Origin of the sequence: Streptomyces sp. MCA2 (genome assembly GCF_023544705.1) — a bacterium.
GTDB classification, from domain to species: Bacteria; Actinomycetota; Actinomycetes; order Streptomycetales; family Streptomycetaceae; genus Streptomyces; species Streptomyces decoyicus.
The window spans coordinates 1-13,646 of record NZ_JAMJFM010000050.1; the positions used below are offsets into that span (position 1 = coordinate 1).

The window sequence follows — 13,646 nt, forward strand, 5'->3', positions numbered from 1 at the left end:
TCCGCTCCCCCCGGCCCTCCGCTCCCCCCGGCCCTCCGCTCCCCCCGGCCCTCCGCTCCCCCCGGCCCTCCGTTACCCGCAGCCCTCCGTCAGCGCCGTGCGCAGCGCGTCCAGCCAGTGCGTGGTGGTCCGCCGCGCCAGGGCGCTGTGCGGGGCGTACGCCTCGAAGAAGTGCCAGGCGCCGGGGACGTCCCTGACCTCGACGGCCACCTGCGCCTCCATCAGGCGGCGGGCGTAGTCGAGCCCTTCGTCCCGCAGGGGGTCGAGGCCGCAGGTGAGGAGGTAGGCGGGCGGGAGGCCCGAGAGGTCGGTGGCGCGGGCGGGCGCCGCGTACGCGGGGACCTCGGCGCCCCGGCCGGGGCCCAGGTAGGTGTCCCAGGTGTGCCGGATGCCGTCGCCGTTGATGATGCGCCGGTCCGTGACGCGCCGCAGGGACGCGGTGCCGCCCCGGTCGTCGAGACAGGGAACGAGCAGGCTCTGGAAGGCGATCCGCGGCCCCCGGCGGTCGCGGGCCATCAGGCACAGGGCGGCGCTCAGACCGCCGCCCGCGGACGCTCCGGTGACGGCGATCCGCCCGGCGTCGAGGCCGAGGTCACCGGCGGCCGCGGCCATCCACTCCAGGACGGCGTAGCAGTCCTCGACGCCCGCGGGATACCGGTGCTCGGGCGCCAGCCGGTAGTGCACATTGACCACGACCGCCCCGACGGCGGCGCAGACGTCGCGCGCCATGGGGCTGGGCCCGTCCAACTCCCCGTACGCGAAGCCGCCCCCGTGGAGGTAGAGCACCCCCGGCAGCATGACCTCGGCCCCGGCGGGGCGCAGTACCTGCACGTCGATGCTGTTGCCGTCCGGCCCGGGGACGGACAGCTGCCGGATGCCGACCCGGGGGTCGTGTGCGGGCATCCGCGGTGCCATCAGCGCCCGGAATGCGGCGCGGGTCGCCTCGACATCGGTGTACGGATTCTCCGGCCGCTCCGGCAACGCGGCCAGGACACCGGCCAGTTCCGGATGGACATACGGGTGCACGTCGACGCCCGCCGAAGACCTAGCCCCCGTAGCCTCTCCCGCCTCCCCCGTCGCCCGAAGATCTCCCGCATGGATTCCGTCTCTCACCGTCACTTCGCCTCCCCGTCCGGTCGACGGTCCGCGTAGCCCGCCGAACGTCAAACCATCTCATTGATATCGTCTCAACGGGAGGAAAGTTATGGTCTCATTGAGAGGGTGTCAAGGGGAGTGAGGGGCGGCGATGGCGGAGTACAGCCCGGCGAGATATGTCGTGCTCGGTCTGATCGCCCGGCACGGGCCGATGACGCCGTACGAGCTCAAGGCCCGGGTCGAGGACGACATCCAGCCCTTCTGGCCGATCCTCCATGCGCAGCTGTACCGGATCCCGCCGGAGCTGGCGGGGGCCGGGCTGCTGCGGGAGGAGACCGAGACGGCGGGCCGCCGCCGGCGGATCTTCCACCTCACCGACGCCGGCCGCGCCGCACTGGAGCGCTGGCTGGCCGACCCGGACACGGCCGAGGCGGAAACCCGCGACCCGGCGCAGCTGAAGCTCTTCTTCGCCGACCTCGGCGACCCCTCCGACATCGTCGCCCTCGCCACACAACAGGCGGAACGCCACCGCACCTTGCTCGCCCACTATGCGTCGCTGCGCGCTGCGCTCGATCCGTCGGCGGATTCCCGGCAGCGCTCGCGCGCACGGGTGCTGCGGCTGGGAGTGCTGCACGAGCGGGCCCATGCCGAGTTCTGGGAGTCGATGGCCGCCGATCCGGAGCGGCTCGACGACTGAGCCGCCGTGAAGCCGGCGCGCCGGAGGGGCCCTACGGCGCGCTCTCTGCCGTCGTCACCGCGCGCTCCGTACCGCCGTCCGGCCACGGGTCAGCCACGCGTTCGCCGCCTCGACCCGGCCGCCCACCCGCAGCTTCGCGTAGGCGTGCTCCAGATGCTTGTCGACGGTGCGCGGGCTGATCGCCAGCCGGTGCGCGATCTGCTGGTTCGTCAGGCCGCGGGCGAGCAGGGCGAGTACGGCGGATTCGCGGAGGGTGACGGGGGAGGGCGGAAGCGGCGGCGGGGCGAGCCGGTTGAGGACGTGGCTGAGCCGGGTGCGCAGCAGGGCGGCGGCCGCCACATCGTCGTCGGAGAAGTCGCTGCCGCTGCGGCTGATCGCCACACAGACCTTCCGCGGTACACCGCCGGCGTAGCCCGCGGGGAACGACATCGCGAGCTGCTGCTCGGCGTCCAACGGGTGGTAGACGTCGCGGTAGGCGGCGAGGGCATGGAATTCGCTGCGGGTCTGGAGCGTCGAGCGGCGCATCGGGGTGCCGGGGCCGAGGGTGGTGTGGGTGACCAGGGAGTCCGCCGCCGACTCGCGCGCGAACGCGTCCCGTACGTCCGGCGTCAGCAGACCGGCGGGGAGGGTGAGCGGCCGCTCGGCGGAGCCGGCCCGGGGGGACCAGACGATGCTGTCCCCGGGAACGGCGCCGAGCAGCAGCGGGAGCAATGCCGGGACCAGGGTCTCCTCGTCGACGGCATCGATCAGAAGGTCCACGACGGCGAGAATGCGCCGCAGGCCGGCCTCCGCGGCCGTGCTCATGTTTCCAGCGTGCCGAGGGGGCAGGGGTCCGTCAAACGAGGGCCACCCGGCCGGCCGGGGGAAGACCGGCCGGGCGCGTCAGGCGCCTCAGCGCCCGACGGCATAGACGCGGTTGACGGGGCTCTCCGCGGCCAGTCGCCAGTGGTGGAGTCCGGCCTCGTCGGCGATCTGCCGCATCGCCTCCTCACCCGCGTGGTTTCCCAGTGCCTGCGGTCCGTGCTGGGCCAGCGCGGACGGCAGGCAGACGGCGACCGAGGCGGCGGTCAGCGCCCGGCCGATGGGGTTGGCGTTCTCCTGCGCGTCGGCCGAGGCGTTCGGCTCGACGACCATGCAGGTTCCGCCGTCGGCCAGTGCCTGCTCGGCGTGGTGCAGCGCGCCGCCCGGATCGCCGATGTCGTGCAGGCAGTCGAAGAACGTGATCAGGTCGAAGTCCTCGCCGGGGAAGTCCTGGGCGGTGGCGACCTCGAAGCTGACCCGGTCGTCCAGTCCCTGCTCGGCCACGAGGCCGCGGGCCGCTTCGACGGACGGGCGGTGGAAGTCGAAGCCGTCGAAGTGCGACCGGGGGAAGGCCTGCGCCATCAGCGTCGTGGAGTAGCCGTAGCCGCATCCCACGTCCGCGACCCGGGCACCGCGCTCCAGCTTCTCCACCACGCCGTCCAGCGCGGTCAGCCACTCCGGTACCAGTGAGGCCGCGTAGCCGGGGCGGAAGAACTTCGCGCTGCCGGCGAACAGCGCCGGGCCGTGTTCCTCCCAGCCGACGCCCTCGCCGGTGCGGAAAGCCTCCATGAGGGTGTCCTCGGTGGCGTAGATCGCCTGGAGCAGCGTGGAGAAGCCCGCCGCGTACGTCGGCAGATCCGGGTCGGCCAGGACGGCGGCGTGCTCGTCGGGCAGGAGGTAGGTGTCGGTGCCGGGCGCGTAGCCGATGTACTCCCCGGCGACCTGGGCGGCCAGCCATTCGCGCACATAGCGCTCGGCCAGTCCCGTACGGGCGGCGAGCTGTGCGGAGGTGAGCGGACCGGCGCCGGCCATGGCCGTGTACAGACCGAGGCGGTCACCGAGCGAGGTGCACAGACCGGCGACCGCGGCGCCGGTGTCGGTGATCACCTTCTCCAGGAACCGCTGTACCCGGTCCTCGTCCACCGCGGCGCCGGGGTTCACCCCGGCGGAGGTCGTCATCGCCGTCACCTCCTCGTCCTCCCTCACTCCAGCAGGCCGGCCACCCCGCACGCCATACGGGATTCGCCGTATACGGCGGCCGGCGGCACCGGCCGACACTGGGGGTGGAGGAGGTGCCCCATGCGCAAAAAGATCGACTGCCGGGATTACCCGAGCGAGATGAACTGCACCCTCGTCATCTCCGGCGAGGAGGAGGAAGTGCTCCGCGCCGCCAGTGAGCACGCGATATCCGTCCATGGGCACACGGAGAGCCCGGAGCTGCGGGAACAGATCAGGTCTTCGATGAAGGACGAGCTTCCGCAGCACGCCTGACGAACGACAGTGACACGCCGCCCTCGGCCCGGGGCGGCGCTGCCGTGCCCGGGTGCGCCGAGCACGCGGGCAGCGCGGCGCCGGGAGCCGGGTGCGCCGGGTGCCGCACACGGTGGCGAGGGGGCTGGCTGTGAACAGCGGTGCGGGCGGGGGAGCGGCGAACAGCGGCGGCGGAGCTACGAGCGACGGCGCGGCTTGCCCCGCGTGCCGCCCTTGCCGCCCTTGGTGCTGCCGGAACCGCTCCGGCCGCCGGAACCGCCGCGGGAGCCGTTGCCGGCCGGCTTGCCCGCCGCGGTCTTGCGCCGGGCACCGCCCGTCTCCGGACGCTTGGCCTTCGGCTGTGCCGGGGCCGGGGACGGGCGGCGCCCCCGTGAGCTGTTGACGGTCCGCCCGCGGACGATCCCGATGAAGTCCTCGACCAGGTCGGTGGTCTCGTCCTGCGGCCACGACAGCGCGACGCGTGACGCGGGGGCGTCCGCGACCGGCCGGTAGGTGAGGTCCTTGCGGTGGTGCAGACGGGCGAGGGACTGCGGGACGACGAGGAGTCCCACCCCTGCCGCGACCAGTTCGACGGCGTCCAGGGTGGTGGCGGGGCGCTCGTTCGCGGGCCGGCCCGGGGGGCGCTCCCAGTCGAGGGTGTCGTCGAGGGGGTGCAGCACGATCTCGTCGGCCAGATCCTCCGCGGACACCTCCTCGACCGCCGTCACGAGGTGGTCCTTGGGGATCACGACCACCGTCGTCTCGGTGTAGAGGGGGATCGCGCTGAGATCCTCCCGGTCGACCGGCAACCGCACGAAGCCCGCGTCGGCGCCGCCGTCCCGCAGCAGGTCGAAGGCGTCGGCGGCGGACACCGGCACCAGGGCCAGCGGGACGTCGGGCAGCCGCTCGTTCCAGATCCGCACCCACTTCGTGGGCGTCACCCCCGGGACGTACGCGAGCCGGAACGCAGGGGATTCTTCCGAGCCAGTCACTCCGCCAGGTTACCGGTCGTGGTCGGCAGTAGCGCACATGCTCGATACCCTTGACACATGACGTCGCACCAGACCACCCAGACGATGAAGCCCGCAACCGCGGCGAAGAAGCTGGGTGTGTACCTCGAGGCCACCCCCGCCGAGTTCCAGGAGGGTGTCGTCTCGCGCACCGAGTTGAACGCGCTCCAGGCCGATCCGCCCCAGTGGCTCCAGGAGCTGCGAAGCAACGGCCCGCACCCCCGGCCGGTGGTCGCGGCGAAGCTGGGCATCTCCATCTCGGGCCTCGCGCGCGGCGGGGTCACCGAGCCGCTCACCACGGAGCAGATCGACGCCCTGAAGCAGGAGAGCCCCGAGTGGCTCCAGCAGGAACGCGCCACCCAGGCCGAGGTCCGCAAGGAAGCGGTCCGCATCAAGGAGAAGAAGGCGGCCCGGGACGAGCAGACCGGCTGACCGCGCTCCTGACCTGCCGCTCCCGGCGGCTTCGCACCACGGACTGCTGAGCGGCGCCGGCACACAGGCGCCCGCTCATGGATGCTGTGGCCGGTCTTCGCCCGACGGGGCGAGGGCCGGCCACAGCATCTTTTGCGTGCCGGCCCGCACATCCCTGACGTGCCGGCCTTGCCCGCACCGGACTCGGTACCGGACTCAGGAGGCGAGGCCGGCCATCGCCCCGCCGCCGGTGGCCACGCCGCCCTGTGGCCTGGTGGCGGCGAAGGGGGGCGTGTCCTGCCGGCACGTCGTTCCGGCCGGCGGGAGGGTGCCGTCGATGAGGTAGCGGCTCTCGTGGTCGCCGACGCAGCTGCTGGGGTTGATCAGTTCGGTGTGCCCGTACCCGTGATGGGTGAGCAGGCGGGCGTCGGCCAGTTCCTTGGCCAAGGCCTGGGAGTCCCGGTACGGAGTGGAGGGGTCGTCGGTGGTGCCGACCAACAGGATGGGGTGCGCCGTGGGGGTGTTCCACGGGCCGGTGTAGCGGTGGGCGGCCAGGGCCGGCCAGGTGGCACACGGCTCGGCGGCCCAGGTCCAGAAGCGTCCGGCGTCGCCCGCACGGAGGGCGCTGGCCGTCTCGATGGCGTGGTACGCACCGGGGTCACGTGGATTGGGGCTGTCGGAGCAGAGCACGGCAGCGGCCTGTTCCTCGCCGAGGTACGGAACCACCGGTTGGGGCGGGGTGGGCGGCGGGACGCCTCCCTGCCACAGGTCCTGGAGCCTGGCGGCGAGGTCCGTCCATCCGGGGTGGACCGTGTAGAGGGAGTACACGGCGTCGCCGACGGTGCCGCCGTACGTCCACGTGCCCTGCGGATGCTTCCGGAGGCGCTGCATCAGCCGGTCGAACTTGTCCCGGGTCGCGGTGGGGCTGCCGGCGGAGAAGGCGCAGCGGGCGGTGGTGGTGGAGCCGCACAGGGCGAGGAACTTGTCCAGCGTCGTGGCCGCGCTGAGGTCGGAGCCCACGCGCAGGAAGATCGGGAGCCGGGGGTCGCCGGGCGAGGCGTGGTTCGTCCAGGCCTGCGGGTCGATGTTGCTGTCGAGGACCATGGCGCGGACCTTGCCGGGGAAGAGGTTGGCGTAGGTGGAGCCCAGGAACGAGCCGTAGGAGACGCCGAGGTAGGTGAGTTGCGGGTCGCCCACGGCCCGGCGGAGCTGGTCGAGGTCGAGTGCGGTGTCGGCGGTCGACACATGGCGCAGAAGCTCGGGGTCATGCCGGTGGCAGCGCCGGGCCAGATCCCGGTAGGCAGCGATCCAGGTCCTCCGCTGCTGTGCGCCCACCGGGAAGCCGGCCGGTCTGCCGGCGGTCCAGGCGGCGGCTTCCTCGGGGCTGTCGAAGCAGTTCACCGCGGTGCTGTTGCCGATTCCCCGGGGGTCCCAGCTGATGATGTCGAACCGCTCCCGTACCTGCTGCGGGAAGTGCTTGTACACCTGCGGCATCTGCACCGTCCCGGGGCCGCCGGGACCGCCGGGGCTGAAGAACAGGGTGCCGATGCGGCTTCCGGGGGCGGTCGCCTTCCGTTTGACGACTGCCAGCTCGATGGTGCGACCACCCGGCCTGCGGTAGTCCAGCGGGACCTTTGCCGTCGCGCAGTCGAACGCTCTGTCCTGGGCGCACGGTCTCCAGTCCAGCTGCGGGGCGGGCACCGAAGGCGACCTGGTGGCAGCCGGAGCGGGATCCGGCACGCCGAACACCGTCGAGCTGATCACCGACGCGGCGAGGGCCGCGGCCCAACGCCGACGGCCCGCGAGGAATCCCGATATGAGCATGCCCGGTCCTCTTCCTGGCTGAGCGCCTGATGCCGCCGCGCCTTGAGCACCGGCACGCATCCGGTGTCAACGACACTGCGGTCCGGCACGGCGCGCGAGCCCACGGCGGCCGAATGAGGCGAGCTCCGCCAGGCGGGCTCCTCAAGGCCGTCGGCCGGGGCCGGCCTCGGGTGGAGGCGGGCCCTTCGCGTCAGGCGCCGGCAGCCCACCACGGGATCGTCGGCAGCACCTTCTCGGCGACGCGGAGCAGCACCGCGTCGTCCGGCACCGCGCCGTCCGTGCGCCACAGGGACACCTCGAAGGAGCCGCCGCTGTCCTTCGCGTCCCGGGCCACGGTGACGGTGCGGGCCGGAACGCCGGGGCCGCCGGCGCTGTCCTTCCCGTCGAGGCGGAAGCTGATGCTGAGGGTGCGGTCCGCGTAGATGACCGCCGGGCGGCCCAGAACCTTCCGCTGCCGCGCGCCCGCCCCCAGAAGTCCGGCGGATCCGGCCACCGGATGACGGTCGTAGGTGGCCGACAGGTTCACGGTGTAGGTCCCGAACTCGACCTGCGCCGAGGGAGTGGCGATCTCCTTGCCGTTGCCGAACCTGGTGGAGCTGCTGCTGCCGCCGGCGGTCTTCACGGGCTCCCCCGGTGTGCCGAGCAGTTCAGCGAGGTCGGGACGGTTCAACGCCTTGCACAGCTGCGCCCCGGAGACCGGCCGACGCGCCTTTCCGGACGCACCCGCCGCCTTCTCGGGCTCCCCGCCCGAGCACGTGGCGGGCGGCGGGTCGCTGTCCGGGGGCGACGACTCCCCGACCGTCCACAGACCGACACCGAGTGCCGCCACCAGCGCCACGGCCGCAAGCGCCTGCCCGACAGCGCCCGCGCCCGTCACGGCCGTGCCGATATCGTCTGCCATATCCCCCACCTGCCATGATCCCCCGATACGTGCCCGGGGACCTTAACCCGTGATCATCAGGCGGACAAGAGATCCGTCCGTCACCGAGTGCCAACCTCGCCCGGAGCGCCGACCCGCCCGCCCTGGGGGTCACCGCGAGCGCCCACCCGAGGAGCCACATCCCTCACGGGCCCGCTGAAGCCCGAGCCCCTCCGAAGAGGGCCCCCGACCACGCCTCATTGCATAAAACTGCCACTGTCCGTATAGTCATGCCATCGAGGAGGAGAGGTCCATGACGGTACGAGCAGCAGTGGCCGGTGCGAGCGGGTATGCGGGTGGTGAGGTGCTGCGCCTGCTTCTGGGGCATCCGGAGGTGGAGATCGGCGCGCTGACCGGGCACTCCAACGCCGGGCAGCGCCTGGGTGCGCTGCAACCGCATCTGGCGCCGCTGGCCGACCGGGAGCTCCAGCCGACCTCCGCGGAGGTGCTGGCCGGGCACGACGTCGTCTTTCTCGCGCTGCCGCACGGCCAGTCCGCCGCGGTCGCCGAGGAGCTCGGGCCCGACGTGCTCGTCGTGGACTGCGGCGCCGACTTCCGGCTCGGCGACGCCGGCGACTGGGAGGCGTTCTACGGCTCGGCGCACGCGGGCACCTGGCCGTACGGCCTGCCGGAGCTGCCCGGGGGCCGCGGCGCACTCCAGGGGACCCGGCGCATCGCGGTCCCGGGCTGCTACCCCACGGCCGTCTCGCTCGCCCTGTTCCCCGCGTACGCGGACCGGCTCGCCGAGCCCGAGGCCGTGATCGTCGCGGCCACCGGCACCTCCGGCGCCGGCAAGGCGCTCAAGCCGCATCTGCTGGGCTCCGAGGTCATGGGCTCGATGAGCCCGTACGGCGTCGGCGGCGGACACCGGCACACCCCCGAGATGATCCAGAACCTGAGCGCGGTGGCCGGCGAGCGGATCAGCGTCTCCTTCACCCCGACCCTGGCCCCCATGTCGCGCGGCATCCTCGCCACCTGCTCGGCGAAGGCGAAGCCCGGCGTGGACGCCGCCGCCGTACGGGCCGCGTACGAGAAGGCGCTGGCCGACGAGCCGTTCGTCCAGCTGCTGCCCGAGGGCCAGTGGCCGTCGACCGCCGCCGTCTACGGGTCCAACACCGCCCAGATCCAGGTGACCTTCGACGCGGCGGCCGGCCGGATCATCGCGATCAGCGCGCTCGACAACCTCACCAAGGGGACCGCGGGCGGCGCGGTGCAGAGCATGAACATCGCCCTGGGTCTCCCCGAGGAGACGGGGCTTCCGAAGGTCGGGGTCGCTCCGTGACACGGACGGACCCGGTGCAGCACAGCGTGACCGGCGGGGCCGGCGAAGCGATGGAGGAGAAGAAGCAGTGAGCGTCACGGCAGCACAAGGGTTCACGGCCGCGGGCATCGCCGCCGGGCTCAAGGAGAACGGCAACCCGGACCTCGCCCTCGTGGTGAACAACGGTCCCCGGCTGGCCGCCGCCGGTGTCTTCACCTCCAACCGCGTCAAGGCCGCACCGGTCGTCTGGTCCGAACAGGTCCTCAAGGGCGGCACGGTCTCCGCCGTCGTCCTCAACTCCGGTGGCGCCAACGCCTGTACGGGCCCGCTCGGCTTCCAGGACACCCACGCCACCGCCGAGCAGGCCGCCGAGGTGCTGGGGCTCAACGCCGGTGAGGTGGCGATCGCCTCCACCGGCCTGATCGGCCTGCGGCTCCCGATGGACAAGCTGCTGCCCGGCATCGACCGCGCCGCGGCCGAGCTGACCGAGCACGGCGGCGAGAAGGCCGCCATCGCCATCAAGACCACCGACAGCGTGCACAAGACCGCGGTCGTCACGCGGGACGGCTGGACCGTCGGCGGGATGGCCAAGGGCGCCGGCATGCTCGCTCCGGGCCTGGCCACCATGCTCGTCGTGCTGACCACCGACGCCGATGTGCCGGCCGCCGGCCTCGATACGGCGCTGCGGGCCGCGACCCGTACCACCTTCGACCGGGTCGACTCCGACGGCTGTATGTCGACCAACGACACGGTGCTGCTGCTCGCCTCCGGCGCCTTCGGCGTCGTACCGGACACCGCCGCGTTCGCCGAGGCGGTGCGCGCGGTCTGCGACGACCTGGCACGGCAGCTGATCGGGGACGCCGAGGGCGCCAGCAAGGACATCAGGATCGAGGTCGTGGGCGCGGCGAGCGAGGACGACGCGGTCGAGGTCGGCCGCTCCATCGCCCGCAACAACCTCCTCAAGTGCGCCCTTCACGGCGAGGATCCCAACTGGGGCCGGGTGCTCTCCGCCATCGGCACCACCTCCGCCGTCTTCGAGCCCGACCAGCTGAACGTCGCCATCAACGACATCTGGGTCTGCAAGAACGGCTCGGTGGGGGAGGACCGCGAGCTGGTCGACATGCGCTACCGGGAGGTACGCATCACCGCCGACCTCGCCGCCGGCACCGAGTCCGCGGTCATCTGGGCCAACGACCTGACCGCCGACTACGTCCACGAGAACAGCGCGTACTCCTCATGAACGAGCGCAGCGAGCACGTCATTCAGGGGCGCGTGCTGTGCACACAGCCCGCCCGGGGGTACCTCCCGCGCGCAGCGTGGGGAGAAGTGAGGCCGACGCATGAACGCCCGTAAGCACACCGCGCTCCCCAAGGCCCGCATCCTGATCGAGGCGCTGCCCTGGCTGACCCGGCACCACGGCAAGACCGTCGTCATCAAGTTCGGCGGCAACGCCATGGTCGACGAGGAGCTCAAGCGGGCCTTCGCCCAGGACGTGGTCTTCCTGCGGCACGCCGGACTGCGCCCCGTCGTCGTACACGGCGGCGGCCCGCAGATCAGCGCCCAGCTGGACCTGCTCGGCCTGGAGTCGGAGTTCAAGGGCGGCCTGCGGGTCACCACCCCCGAGGCGATGAACGTCGTGCGGATGGTGCTGGCCGGCCAGGTGCAGCGTGAGCTGGTCGGCCTGCTCAACGAGCACGGCCCGCTGGCCGTCGGCATGACCGGCGAGGACGCCCATCTGATGGCCGCGACCAAGCACTACGCCGATATCGACGGCGAGCGGGTGGACATCGGCCGGGTCGGCGAGATCACCGCCATCGACCCCGGCGCGGTCCAGGCGCTCCTGGACGACGGCCGGATCCCGGTCATCTCCTCGATCGCCCGCAGCAGCGACGAGGACGATGCCTCCGGAGTCTTCAACGTCAACGCCGACACGGCAGCGGCCGCGCTGGCCGCCGCCCTCGGCGCCGAGACGCTGATGGTGCTCACCGACGTCGAGGGCCTCTACGAGGACTGGCCGAACAGCGACGAGGTGATCTCCCGCCTCACCGCCACCCAACTGGAGAAGCTGCTGCCCGACCTGGCCAGCGGCATGGTCCCCAAGATGCAGGGCTGTCTGCACGCCGTCCGCAACGGCGTCCACACGGCACGGGTCATCGACGGGCGGGTCCAGCACTCGATCCTGCTGGAGATCTTCACCGACGAAGGAATCGGCACGATGGTCGTGCCGGACGCGAACACGATCGAGGGGGCGACATGAGCGACGCGGCACACGGCCACGGGCCGGCGACCAACAAGGGCCTCACCGGGCGCTGGCAGGGCGCCATGATGGACAACTTCGGCACCCCCCGTATCCCCCTCGTCCGCGGTGAGGGCGCCAAGGTGTGGGACGCCGACGGCAACGAGTACCTCGACTTTCTCGGCGGCATCGCGGTCAACTCCCTCGGCCATGCCCACCCCGCCGTGGTCCGCGCCGTCTCCGACCAGGTCGCCACCCTCGGCCATGTCTCGAACTTCTTCGTCAGCGAGCCCACCGTGGCCCTCGCGGAGCGGCTGCTCGCGCTGGCCGGACGCCCCGGCCGGGTCTACTTCTCCAACTCCGGCGCCGAGGCCAACGAGGCCGCCTTCAAGATCGGCCGGCTGACCGGGCGCCGCCACATGGTCTCCACGGCCGGCGGCTTCCACGGCCGCACCATGGGCGCCCTCGCCCTCACCGGCCAGCCCGCCAAGCAGGCGCCGTTCGCACCGCTGCCCGGCGACGTCGACTACATCCCGTACGGGGACGTCGAGGCCCTCCGCGCCGCCGTCACCACCGACACCGCCTTCGTCATCCTGGAGCCCGTCCAGGGCGAGAACGGCGTCATCGTCCCGCCGCCCGGCTACCTCCGGGCCGCCCGCGAGATCACCGCCGCCACCGGCACCCTGCTGGTCCTCGACGAGATCCAGACCGGCATCGGCCGTACCGGACACTGGCTGGAGTCGCAGGCGCAGGGCGTCGAGGCCGACATCATCACCCTCGCCAAGGGGCTGGGCGGCGGTCTGCCGATCGGTGCGACGCTGGCCTTCGGCCGGGCCGCCGAGCTGCTCACGCCCGGTTCGCACGGCTCGACGTTCAGCGGCAACCCGGTCGTCTGCGCCGGCGCCCTCGCCGTCCTGGACACCATCGAGGCGGACGGCATCCTGGAGAACGTCACGCGGGTCGGCGAGCGGCTGAGGAAGGGGACCGAGGCCCTGGGCCACCCATTGATCAGCCAGGTCCGCGGTGCGGGCCTCCTCCTGGGTATCGTCTTGACGGAGCCGCTCGCGCCGCAGGTGCAGCAGGCGGCTCAGGACGCGGGCCTCCTGGTGAACGCGGTCGCGCCGGATGTCATCCGGCTCGCCCCGCCGCTGATCGTCTCCGACGACGAAGCGGAAGTGTTCCTCCACAAGCTCCCGGGCGTCCTGAACACGGTCCGCCAAGGGGCCGACGGGGAACAACGAGCCGGAGACTGACGACAACGATGAGCGAGCCGCAGGACAACGAGCCGCAGGACAACGAGGCGCAGAACGGCGGCCAGGCCGTGCCGCAGACCCGCACCGCCCGCCACCGCCGGATCGTGGACATCCTCAACCGGCTGCCGGTCCGCTCCCAGAGCCAGCTCGCCAAGCTGCTCGCCGACGACGGCCTGTCCGTCACCCAGGCGACGCTCTCCCGCGACCTGGACGAGCTGGGTGCGGTCAAGATCCGCAACACCGGTGGTGAGCTGATCTACGCGGTGCCCAGCGAGGGCGGCGACCGCAAGCCACGGGCACCGCTGGGCGAGTCGGCCAAGGAGGAGCGGATGCGCCGCCTCTCCGGCGAACTCCTCATCTCCGCCGAGGCCTCCGCCAACCTCGTTGTCCTGCGCACCCCGCCGGGCGCCGCCCAGTTCCTGGCCTCGGCCATCGACCAGGCCGAGCTCCACGACATCCTCGGCACCATCGCGGGCGACGACACCCTGATGCTCATCAGCCGCGACCCGGCGGGCGGCCAGGCGCTCGCCGACCATCTGCTGCGATTGGCGCAGAAGGCGCACTGAGGCGTACCGAGGCGCGCGCAAGGCCGTCCTTCGCGCTGCTCACCTGTCACACCAGCACTCCCTGAAACGGCCGTCTCCCCCGGGAGGCGGCCGTTCGGCGATC

The 13,646-nt window shown here is 72.4% G+C and carries 14 protein-coding genes; 8 read left to right on the forward strand and 6 right to left on the reverse strand.

Annotation, left to right across the window (positions count from 1 at the left end; translation table 11 throughout):
• Positions 1–72 precede the first annotated feature (72 nt).
• Entirely contained in the window at positions 73–1,026 is a 954-nt protein-coding gene (locus M8I34_RS31795; protein ID WP_250055391.1) for an alpha/beta hydrolase, read from the reverse strand.
• Positions 1,027–1,246: 220 nt separating this feature from the next.
• Here M8I34_RS31795 and M8I34_RS31800 point away from each other — a divergent pair, with 220 nt between their 5' ends.
• Positions 1,247–1,792: a PadR family transcriptional regulator gene (locus M8I34_RS31800; protein WP_250055393.1), complete on the forward strand. Its 546-nt coding sequence runs from the start codon at positions 1,247–1,249 to the stop codon at positions 1,790–1,792.
• Between the two features lie 54 nt (positions 1,793–1,846).
• Here M8I34_RS31800 and M8I34_RS31805 read toward each other — a convergent pair whose 3' ends face one another.
• Both M8I34_RS31805 and M8I34_RS31810 read right to left on the reverse strand, forming a co-directional pair.
• Positions 1,847–2,596: a helix-turn-helix transcriptional regulator gene (locus M8I34_RS31805; RefSeq protein WP_250055397.1), complete on the reverse strand. Its 750-nt coding sequence runs from the start codon at positions 2,594–2,596 to the stop codon at positions 1,847–1,849.
• 87 nt (positions 2,597–2,683) lie between these two features.
• Positions 2,684–3,772: a class I SAM-dependent methyltransferase gene (locus tag M8I34_RS31810; protein ID WP_250055398.1), complete on the reverse strand. Its 1,089-nt coding sequence runs from the start codon at positions 3,770–3,772 to the stop codon at positions 2,684–2,686.
• 120 nt (positions 3,773–3,892) lie between these two features.
• Between M8I34_RS31810 and M8I34_RS31815 the strand changes: the two genes are divergently transcribed.
• Entirely contained in the window at positions 3,893–4,084 is a 192-nt protein-coding gene (locus tag M8I34_RS31815; RefSeq protein WP_250055400.1) for a DUF1059 domain-containing protein, read from the forward strand.
• A 176-nt stretch (positions 4,085–4,260) separates the two neighbouring features.
• On the opposite strand, the gene M8I34_RS31820 is transcribed toward M8I34_RS31815, so the two are convergent.
• On the reverse strand, positions 4,261–5,055 hold the full coding sequence (locus tag M8I34_RS31820) for a LysR family substrate-binding domain-containing protein (protein WP_250055403.1): 795 nt from the start codon (positions 5,053–5,055) through the stop codon (positions 4,261–4,263).
• Between the two features lie 57 nt (positions 5,056–5,112).
• Between M8I34_RS31820 and M8I34_RS31825 the strand changes: the two genes are divergently transcribed.
• Positions 5,113–5,505 carry a DUF5997 family protein gene (locus tag M8I34_RS31825; protein ID WP_250055405.1) on the forward strand — a complete coding sequence of 131 codons (393 nt, stop codon included), beginning with the start codon at positions 5,113–5,115 and terminating at the stop codon, positions 5,503–5,505.
• 195 nt (positions 5,506–5,700) lie between these two features.
• On the opposite strand, the gene M8I34_RS31830 is transcribed toward M8I34_RS31825, so the two are convergent.
• The gene (locus M8I34_RS31830) at positions 5,701–7,308 is read right to left on the reverse strand and encodes an alpha/beta hydrolase (protein ID WP_250055407.1); all 1,608 of its coding nucleotides are present in this window, start codon (positions 7,306–7,308) and stop codon (positions 5,701–5,703) included.
• A 190-nt stretch (positions 7,309–7,498) separates the two neighbouring features.
• Complete coding sequence (locus M8I34_RS31835) at positions 7,499–8,209, reverse strand: DUF6215 domain-containing protein (protein WP_250055409.1); 711 nt, start codon at positions 8,207–8,209, stop codon at positions 7,499–7,501.
• A 271-nt stretch (positions 8,210–8,480) separates the two neighbouring features.
• Between M8I34_RS31835 and argC the strand changes: the two genes are divergently transcribed.
• The 5 genes from argC to M8I34_RS31860 all read left to right on the forward strand — a co-directional run bounded on the left by argC (position 8,481) and on the right by M8I34_RS31860 (position 13,543).
• A complete protein-coding gene (gene argC / locus M8I34_RS31840; protein ID WP_250055411.1) occupies positions 8,481–9,509 on the forward strand; it encodes an N-acetyl-gamma-glutamyl-phosphate reductase in 1,029 nt (342 codons plus the stop codon).
• Positions 9,510–9,576: 67 nt separating this feature from the next.
• Positions 9,577–10,728 (forward strand): bifunctional glutamate N-acetyltransferase/amino-acid acetyltransferase ArgJ, encoded by a 1,152-nt coding sequence (gene argJ / locus M8I34_RS31845; protein WP_250055413.1) that lies wholly within the window; start codon positions 9,577–9,579, stop codon positions 10,726–10,728.
• Positions 10,729–10,827: 99 nt separating this feature from the next.
• Positions 10,828–11,745, forward strand: a complete 918-nt coding sequence (gene argB, locus M8I34_RS31850; RefSeq protein WP_250055415.1) for an acetylglutamate kinase — start codon at positions 10,828–10,830, stop codon at positions 11,743–11,745.
• Positions 11,742–12,977, forward strand: a complete 1,236-nt coding sequence (locus tag M8I34_RS31855) for an acetylornithine transaminase (RefSeq protein ID WP_250055417.1) — start codon at positions 11,742–11,744, stop codon at positions 12,975–12,977. The genes argB and M8I34_RS31855 overlap by 4 nt, the downstream gene beginning before the upstream one ends.
• Before the next feature lie 8 nt (positions 12,978–12,985).
• Positions 12,986–13,543 carry an arginine repressor gene (locus M8I34_RS31860; protein ID WP_030987163.1) on the forward strand — a complete coding sequence of 186 codons (558 nt, stop codon included), beginning with the start codon at positions 12,986–12,988 and terminating at the stop codon, positions 13,541–13,543.
• The last annotated feature ends 103 nt before the right edge of the window (positions 13,544–13,646 follow it).